The 8,658-nt window shown below is 37.5% G+C and carries 10 protein-coding genes and 1 pseudogene; 6 read left to right on the top strand and 5 right to left on the bottom strand.

The annotated features are described in order from the left end of the window. Positions 1 to 1,013: 1,013 nt before the first annotated feature. Together FTV31_RS17375 and FTV31_RS14960 are read left to right on the top strand one after the other, a co-directional pair. Positions 1,014 to 1,205, top strand: coding sequence for a hypothetical protein (locus FTV31_RS17375; protein ID WP_034705540.1), 192 nt, complete (start codon positions 1,014 to 1,016; stop codon positions 1,203 to 1,205). 138 nt (positions 1,206 to 1,343) lie between these two features. Further along, complete coding sequence (locus FTV31_RS14960; protein ID WP_163146739.1) at positions 1,344 to 1,808, top strand: very short patch repair endonuclease; 465 nt, start codon at positions 1,344 to 1,346, stop codon at positions 1,806 to 1,808. Between the two features lie 23 nt (positions 1,809 to 1,831). Here the strand turns inward: FTV31_RS14960 and FTV31_RS14955 are convergent, their stop codons facing one another. The 5 genes and pseudogenes from FTV31_RS14955 to FTV31_RS14935 form a co-directional block, all read right to left on the bottom strand. Beyond that, entirely contained in the window at positions 1,832 to 3,151 is a 1,320-nt protein-coding gene (locus FTV31_RS14955; protein ID WP_163146738.1) for an MvaI/BcnI family restriction endonuclease, read from the bottom strand. A 63-nt stretch (positions 3,152 to 3,214) separates the two neighbouring features. Next, complete coding sequence (locus FTV31_RS14950) at positions 3,215 to 4,660, bottom strand: DNA cytosine methyltransferase (protein ID WP_163146745.1); 1,446 nt, start codon at positions 4,658 to 4,660, stop codon at positions 3,215 to 3,217. Positions 4,661 to 4,800: 140 nt separating this feature from the next. Continuing rightward, positions 4,801 to 4,943: pseudogene (locus FTV31_RS14945) on the bottom strand (helix-turn-helix domain-containing protein); the annotation flags it as partial. Positions 4,944 to 5,104: 161 nt separating this feature from the next. Beyond that, positions 5,105 to 5,929, bottom strand: a complete 825-nt coding sequence (locus tag FTV31_RS14940) for an ImmA/IrrE family metallo-endopeptidase (protein WP_163146744.1) — start codon at positions 5,927 to 5,929, stop codon at positions 5,105 to 5,107. A gap of 32 nt (positions 5,930 to 5,961) precedes the next feature. Continuing rightward, positions 5,962 to 6,291: a helix-turn-helix domain-containing protein gene (locus FTV31_RS14935; RefSeq protein ID WP_087662598.1), complete on the bottom strand. Its 330-nt coding sequence runs from the start codon at positions 6,289 to 6,291 to the stop codon at positions 5,962 to 5,964. Positions 6,292 to 6,431: 140 nt separating this feature from the next. Between FTV31_RS14935 and FTV31_RS14930 the strand changes: the two genes are divergently transcribed. The 4 genes from FTV31_RS14930 to FTV31_RS14915 all read left to right on the top strand — a co-directional run bounded on the left by FTV31_RS14930 (position 6,432) and on the right by FTV31_RS14915 (position 8,454). Beyond that, the gene (locus FTV31_RS14930) at positions 6,432 to 6,611 is read left to right on the top strand and encodes a hypothetical protein (RefSeq protein WP_016651005.1); all 180 of its coding nucleotides are present in this window, start codon (positions 6,432 to 6,434) and stop codon (positions 6,609 to 6,611) included. 67 nt (positions 6,612 to 6,678) lie between these two features. Then, positions 6,679 to 6,888 (top strand): hypothetical protein, encoded by a 210-nt coding sequence (locus FTV31_RS14925; RefSeq protein ID WP_163146743.1) that lies wholly within the window; start codon positions 6,679 to 6,681, stop codon positions 6,886 to 6,888. A 23-nt stretch (positions 6,889 to 6,911) separates the two neighbouring features. Beyond that, complete coding sequence (locus FTV31_RS14920) at positions 6,912 to 7,475, top strand: hypothetical protein (protein ID WP_163146742.1); 564 nt, start codon at positions 6,912 to 6,914, stop codon at positions 7,473 to 7,475. A 550-nt stretch (positions 7,476 to 8,025) separates the two neighbouring features. After that, positions 8,026 to 8,454, top strand: a complete 429-nt coding sequence (locus FTV31_RS14915) for a hypothetical protein (RefSeq protein WP_000877730.1) — start codon at positions 8,026 to 8,028, stop codon at positions 8,452 to 8,454. Positions 8,455 to 8,658 lie beyond the last annotated feature (204 nt).

Raw genomic sequence — 8,658 nt, 5'->3', positions numbered from 1 at the left:
TTTTGATAGTTCGCTCGTAGACACTCGCTCTATGCATCTATCTAAAGTCAAAATACCTCTTTATTTCGCTCTCATTTGCGTTTTTTGAGCTGTTTTCTGTTTTTCACTATGAGATCTATGTTTTTTAAGTAAAGGCTCTTAAATCGCATTTGAACGCTTTCTATGAAGCTCTTCATAATTAAAGTTTTGGGTTGAAATTTTTAACCTGGATGAAGGGACAAAAAAATTGATCTTTTTACGTTTTTCTAAACTAAGAAATAAATACTTTTTTCCATGCAAAACCAAGCACCGGCCCTACGTCACTTTAGCCAATTTTCCAATCAAGGATCCGGCACACGCCGGGATTTTTTTGTCACACACCACGCATCTAACGATGACAACCTTCAAATCCTTATGCTGTAAGGGTTTGGGTAATTATTTTGTGTGTTAGAAAGCTGCGCAGCAAAAAGCGCATTTTTTAAAATAAGTTATTGATTTTATTTATTAATTTGCTGCGCTCTTCTCTGTGCTCAAAAAACCAATAAAAATGCTCTAAGCAATTGTTATTTAATGAAAAATAGGGTGCGCACCTATCTGCGCTCGAAAAATGGAAAAAAACAGCATAAGTAATTAATATATATAGATAAATACCCTGCGCAGTTATTGAAAATCAAGTTTGCGCAGGTAAAAGCCATAAAAACAGCATAAGTTATTGAAAATTAATTAAAATAATCTGCGCACTTTTCGATAAGCAATAAAACTGTCAATTCGGTCAATTTAACAAATCATACATGACATATTTTTTAGGAATTTAAACCTGTAAAAATCACTCAGTTGATAGATTTTAAGTAAGGTTTTAGAACCTAAATTGAATTCTTATTTCAGGCGTTAAAAGTAGTTAAAAAATTGAGAGTATTCAATATCAGTGAGTTCTATACCTATTTTCTACAAAAGTTCCAAAAATGGACCTTCTTCAATACTCAAGCGTTGAAGTTTAAGAGAAGATAGTAAGAAATCTTATTCGAGGAATTGTGATGAGCACTCATATCACTACTACAGCAAATACAATAATGTTTCCGAAGGCTTGTACTCTTTGCCAATCAAGAAAAAATGTACAGCTTTTTGCAGGACTGTTGGTATGCGATCAATGCCAGGAAAACATCAATCTCACGAATCCAGACACATTCTCGACCAATGATGAGATTGAACAGAAAGCCCAGGATTAACCTGGGTTGCGTATAAGAGTTTTTATGTTAAATATTAGCTAGACACGAGTACTTATAATTAAATGAAAAATGTGCAATATAAATAATATTGTTGAAGTTTTATTCTGTTAAGTTTCGAATATAGCTTAGGAGAGATAGATGGTAGACATTGTTGATCCATCTACACGCAGCCGTATGATGGCTGGAATCAAAGGTAGCAATACAAAGCCTGAATTATTAGTCAGACATTTGCTTCATAAAAAAGGATTTCGGTATCGTTTTCATGTAAAAGATCTTCCGGGAAAACCTGATATTGTTTTGCCAAAATACAGGTCAGTGATTTTTATACACGGCTGTTTCTGGCATGGTCATCAGAATTGTCATCTTTTCAGGTTACCGGCAACGCGGACGGAATTCTGGCAGGAAAAAATCTGCCGTAATCAGGCGAATGATTCCAGAGCTGTAGATATCCTGCGCGCTAGTAATTGGCGAGTCTGCATTGTCTGGGAATGCAGTATTCGGGGAGCCAAAAAAGATCCGGAAAAAGTAGTCAGTACAATTGCTGACTGGCTTGCAGGTGACAGACAGTTTCTTGAAATACGTGACACTCCAAGAGACAGATGATTTTTCAAGTAATACAGCCATACTTATTTATCTGATGACAGGTCAAGCTCCTTGTATTCATCATATAGACAAGCTGAATTGACTGCTGACACCCTGAACTGGTTGCGTTTTTTCTGTTTCCATTTGCCTGTATTCACATCTAGGGCATATTTGCATCCAGGATCATGAACCACTATTCCTGTCGCCAGGGCATCCAGGAATTTCTCAATACTTGCTCCTTTAGCCAGCGACACCTTTGGGCCAAACTGGTAATAGGTAGAGCCTTCAAGTTTGAGGTTAGTGTAGGAAACATAGCAGGTTTTGGTATGTTTATTCTTCCAGTGATTGAGCAGTTTGCTAAAGGTCCATCCAGCTGCAACTTCTCCATTGTCATTTTTCAGAAAATAGCCACCCTCGCTCAGGGTAATTTTCTTTTTCTCCAAATCATATCCTTCAATGAAAAGAGTCAGACATGTTTCCGGATTTCGGATTCCAGTCTGGTGTTTGGCAGTAAAGTAAAGCTGCTGCGGTTGCCTGCGGTTTGCATGGGTATTCATGAAATTTGCATAGCTGTCACGATAGAGTCCGATATCAGGTTCAGGAGTCATTAGGGTAGTACTACTTTTTGATCTTGTTTTTAGCTCCCAGTCCAAGAAATCAGGACTGGCCTTTCCGTTTGGAATGATGCCGAATTCGCACTCGAGGGTAAAACCAGCGCCATTAGGTGCCTCGTAGAAGATAACAGTACCGTCTTTGTCCAATCTTCTGGATCTTATTGGTCCCTTTAAATAGATATCTTTGAGTTTTCCAATCAGAAGCTCCTGACTGTCTGTAAGGCTAGAGTAGTATTCATAAAAAACTGACAGGACCTGTCTGTCTTGGTTCTGTTCGGCATATTCCTGAATTTCCCCTGAAATTTTCTCATCCCATGATCCTGTATAGGCAAAGACTTTGTCTTCAGCCAATCCTAGGATCATGCCTCTTTTCTGGCTGGCATATAGTGCACGTTCTTCTGGTGTCGGTGGTTTCATGATCTTGCTTGGGGCAAGCGAGCAGCCACGGAGGAATCCGGAAAGTCTTATTTCCGGATATTTGGGATAGAGAATAATTTGGGAACCTGTGGCTTCTTCAGTTTCACCTTCCGGTGTGATCCAGAACAGTTTGAGAGGTGCCTTGAATATCGGACCCTTGCTGGATTCTCCATCTGCGCGGATCTCTCCCAGTGGAAAATCCTGAAGAACTTCAAAATTTCCCCCAAAATAGATTTGCTGTTTGGAATTGTCATTATTGGAAAGCGGTTTGAGCAGGATCCGGGTTGCCCCTAGGGCCTGCATTGTCTGTGACATCTGCCTGATAGTCGCCATATACGATCCGGTCATTGTTCTTCTGACCGGATCGTACCTCTATTTGAGTGATTTTTATAGCTTTTACGCAGAAATCTTGTCTTTTTTATGCTCCTGAATTTTTGCTGCCCGTAGAATGTAAGGTTCCAGCAACCTTGCAACGGCAGTGAAGACGGGTACGACAACCGAGTTACCGAACTGCTTGTAGGCCTGTGTATCCGAAACTGGAATACGGAAGAAGTCGTCTCCATCCAGTTTTTGGAAGCCCATCAGTCTGGCACATTCCCGTGGTGTCAGACGACGCGGACGGTTCTTCTGGTTATCAGGATCATCAAAATCTTCTTCTCCCCGCTGCATATCCCAGCCGCGGTCAATCAGGATTTCCGAACCGTCTTTATGATAACGGGCCGAAAGGGTTCTGGCCACGCTACCAGGATTTTTCGGATCTACCAGACCAAAGCCAAAACCGTTACCTTTAGCCTGATGTTTCTTGGCATAGTTGTAAAGATACTTCCAGAGATTTTCAGTCAATATGTATTTGTCTTCTACTTCCTTTTCTAACACGTCCTGTATGGTCGGACGGACTTCAGGGAAGAGTTTACTGATATTTTTCAGGGAAAAGTCGCCCTTGATATCCAGGCTGCGTTTGAAGCCTACCAGTACAATACGCTCACGGTGCTGGGGAAGGAAGTTCTTGCCGTCAATGATTTTTGGATCATTCGGACCACTCGCGTCAGCATCTGCAACATCATAGCCCAGCTCGTCCAGCGTCTTCATGATGATACGGAAGGTATTTCCCTTGTCATGGCTTTTCAGGTTCTTTACATTCTCGAGTACGAAAATAGCTGGCTGTTTTGCTGCAATAATACGTGCCACATCAAAAAACAGTGTTCCTTGTGCTTCACATTCAAAACCATGTGCCTTGCCGAGGGAGTTCTTTTTTGAAACACCTGCCAGAGAGAACGGCTGGCATGGGAAACCGGCCAGTAGTACCTCATGATCCGGAATTTCGTTATCAATATGTTCATAAGCTTCATTGATGTCTATATCCGGATCTTCAGTCAGCGTAACCTGTCTGATATCTTCGTTGAATTTATGATGTTGAGGATCACAGTACCAGTTGGCCTTGTAGGTCCGGATGGCTTCCTTGTTCCATTCGCTGGTAAAAACGCATTGTCCCCCTATTTCCTCAAATCCCTTCCTAATCCCGCCAATCCCGGCAAACAGATCAATAAAACGGAATTTATAGTCCGGATGGTGTGCTGGTGGCTTCGGTAGCATCTTTTGCTGAAGCATCTCCACTTCGCCCTCACTGAGTGCCCGTGGTGCACTCTTTCCATTGAGCCATTTATTCAGCGTTTCACGGGTCCAGTCATACTGTCCAACCCTGCGAAGTATTTCAGCAACAGTTTTCTGGTCGTATGACTCCAAGACCTGATTGACCAGCATTTTGTGCTCTTCAATTTTCTGTTTTTCCTGGGTTAGGTACTTTTCATGCAGGTCATCGGCTTGGGAGAGAAACTCTTTCATCTATAAATCTATATTTGGGTATTTTGAGTGATACTTTATCACTCATTTGACCCAGATATAAGCTAAAACATTCATTGTTGCTCATAAAACATCCATTAAAAAGCTGATAGGGGAAAAGCAGCCCTGAATGTAGGTCCAACTGGGCCTTGAGCTTTGTATTTTGCAGTAAACGTCTGATCTGACGTTTTGAAATATGAAGTAACTGAGCAGACTAGGTTTGAGGTATGCGTTGATCGCAGATTTCCTGCAAGATTGACAATCTTTTAAGTTCTTTATCTGGCATGACGCTAACATATAAAATCGTCTGCTTCGACAATCGCAAAAGCACATATTCTAAAAGTGAACATTTTTACTTTGGAGAAATCAGACATTTCTATTTTGGGCTTACAAACCAACTTCGCGTAAGAGATTTTATGTTAAATAAGAAACTGTATATTTAATATACTATTTGAATGAAGGGGGTTCCCATGTATCACTAAACTCATCTTCAATCTCTTCATATAAAGTATTTGTTGTGATTACTGTGAGAGTTTTTTCATAAGATCCCAATGTGATACTTTCCTCAATTGCTTTAATACGATGATTTGTATCAATCCATTCATTAAGAAAAATTTCTTTTTTTGATAGCTCAGTTGAAATTATATTTTTATTTGGTAAGACTTTGTTTTTTATATAAATACACTTTCCAAACTTACGTAGTTCCTTAGTATCGAAAACAGCATCTACTTTACCATTTGAACTGATAATTAATAGCGCAGGTGCTTCAGTAAGTTCAATATATCGTATAGCTGTAGAGGTTAAGGACGTATTGAAAATACTAGCTAAAGACTTAATTGCTTCTAAGCCGTCATTGTATTTATACATTTCCTTTTCAAAAAGAAATTTAGGCATTAGTAAGCAGGTAGAAAAATAGTCTGCTTCTCTTTCATAGGGATCTTTACTGCTCGAACCTGCACTTGAAAAATGAGTACCATTTTTATTAAAGATATTTTCAGGATGTTCAGGTAAAAAATAATGCCCAAATTCATGGGCAATACTGAATCGTTGATATGGAATATTATTGATAGAAGAAGCATAGTAGATTAGGAAATCATTGCCATTCCTAATAAGCGCTCCAGAAATACCATGACTCTTTTGAGATTGAGTTTGTATATCAATCCCTAGTTCTTCACCTAATTTAAAAAGATCTATTTCATAATCGATTAAATCGTAATCCTGTCTAATCTGAGTAGCTGCTTTTTCAATATATTGTTTGGTGTTATTAGACATTATCTTATTCAATGTACTAAGAAATAAATAGTTTATTTATTTCTTAGTGACTCTGCAAATCGTCGAATAGTTTCTCTATCACTATCTGTTAAGTTTTGAAGATCTCTAAATAGAGTGTCCGTATTAGTTCCTTCAAAACTATCTACTCGTCCTAGTAAGTAATCTGTAGATACTTCTAGCGCTATTCCTAATTTTCTCAAATTATCAAAAGATGGTTTTCTTGACCCAGCTTCCAAATGTGAAATTGAGGTAGAAGGAATTTTAGATTTTTCAGCTAATTGAGCTTGAGTTAGTTTACGTAACTCTCTTATCGCTTTAAGCCGTTCAGGAAACACGTAGGTTTCATTAGATTCTGTATTCATAATTCTATTCTACTGATTATATTTTTGTATTTCTATAATAATTCGAAATAGAGAAATTTTGTTGACGAATTCGACAAGTAGTGTTAATAATATTTGTGACAACATTTAGTTGTCGAATTCGACAATATTAGGAGCGAAATATGTCTTTAAAGCCAGGACAGAATACAGGCCGTGATGGTGGGATTTATCGAGAGCAAGGTCCTAGAGGTGGGTTGAGAGATAACTACTCAACTATTCCAGATCGAACTATTGCCCCCCCGACATCAAAGCCAAATTCAAGCTGGGTTCGTGTTGAACGTACGCCAGATAGTAAGCGATGAGCTGTGAAAGACTGTTAAGTACGCTTGGCAGTCTTTTTAATAATTTCATATTAACGAAGGCACTGAGATGACTGATCAAACAATAAATATTTTATGTTCTTGCGGAAGCGATAAGTTTGAGATTCCTAGTAATCCTAAAGCTTCAGATACGATTACTTGTGCTAAATGTGGAGCACAAGAAAAGTATGGAATATTGCAGAAAGAAATAGCTTCTAAAGTTAAAAAACAAGTTGAAGCTAATTTTAAAAAAATGTTGAGAAGAGCGGGTTTTAAATAAGCTAATTGTTGATAGGAGGTCCTGTGTTTCCACCGAAAGAATATATAAAAAAATCTTTTAAACAAGGGGTTGCAATAACTATCCTTTTAGGAGTGATCCCTCTTTTATTAGCTTTATGTCAAGATATTTGGGGAGTCATTTTTCATAAAAGTCATGATCTATCTAACTTTAACGAAATGATGAAGAGCCTTATACCTTCCCATGATAATTATGTCCATATTCTTATTTGGCTTTCGGGAATTTACTGTCTACCTTTATTAATGTTAGTTGTAGCAGAAAGAGAATTAGAAAGGAAAATACCAATACCGAGTTGGATAAAGAATTTTATTCTTAATTTTGAATATGCATTATCAGCTATTTTTAGTGTGATGTTTGTTGCATCAGCTATTTTCTTTACTACAGGTTTTTTCTTCTGTTTTACCAGTTTCGGTGTCTCTTATGGCATTGGATTTGTTGTTATTGGAATAATTCTATTTACTCTCACTATGTATGCACTAGCAGCGATGCTAGAGCTTAAAGACCTATTCGTGAAAAATGATTCCGATTCAGAGAAAAACCTAGATTCTGATAATGAGAAGGAAAGTTAATTTAATACCTATAGTTTTCCTTTTAATAATAAAAAACCCCAGCATCCTGCCGGGGTTTCTCATATTGGGTTGCTAGGTATGACTCCTGTCTTAACTCACGCTCCTGGTGCGATCTTTCTTATTCTTGTTGTTTGGAACATCCTGTTCTCTATGACTTCATCATAGGAAAATTCACCTATCCTGGATAGCCGCAAAGGGCCGAGTTTTATGTGAGCCAAAGCGTACAAAATAGCCTAAATTTCATCCACAGCAATTGGGGATAGTTTTCGCCCTGGAAGAGCTGAGAACATTGGGAAAATGCCAAAATTGAGCATTTTTTAGACGATTTTATTGGCGAAAGATTACAAATCTGCTTAAAAAACACACGAGTTGTTAAAACGTGTATTTTTTGATCTTGAAGGTTGTGTGTTTTTTGTCTTAAACCTTTGATAAATAATATTATTTAAAATCGCATTTCGTATAACGCCCATTATGTTAAATAGAATCAAAAAACCTCCAATAAAATCGTTATAGTATTATTATTTATTGAGTAGATAAGAGAATTAAATTAGTGAAATATTCAAATGAAAAAATAGTAAAAGCTCTCTTACTTTCTCCTTTACCACTACTTTTTTTCACAGCAGTCCTGTTTATCGTAATGAATCAGGAATACAGCCTATACTCGATTTTAGTGGTTCTTGTAGGGCACGGTCTTGTCTACTTGGCTTATTGTATTTTGACTGTACCTTTCAGCTTCATATTCTCAATTCTTTTAAATCGTTATAACAGTCTTAATTTATTAACTATCTGTATTGCCTCTATAATTATTGCTACTCCATTTTTTATTCTTTTTGGATGGAGTCACACAGGAGAAATTTCGAAAGAGTGGTGGAAGATGTATACAGATACATGGACTATCTTTATGGCTCTATTTCCTGGCTTATGTTATTGGCTATTTCTGATTAACCTAAAAGATAAGAAATCAAAGAATATTGAATAAACCATTGCATAGAGATTCTTAAATTTCCCTAAAATTAACATAATACACGTTATACGAATTCCCAAGGCATGGCTTCCAGTCATGCTTTTTTTATCAAAAGACTATAGCTGAATGATAGCGATCCAAATCGCATACAATATCTATCATTAGGCTTAATTCAGTAATTAAATGATAGTGTTATCATTGATCTAATAGAATTAAGAT

Source organism: Acinetobacter sp. YH16031 (assembly GCF_013417335.1).
GTDB lineage: Bacteria > Pseudomonadota > Gammaproteobacteria > Pseudomonadales > Moraxellaceae > Acinetobacter.
The sequence above is the reverse complement of the archived record's forward strand: the minus strand, read 5'-3'. Positions and strand labels throughout refer to the sequence as shown.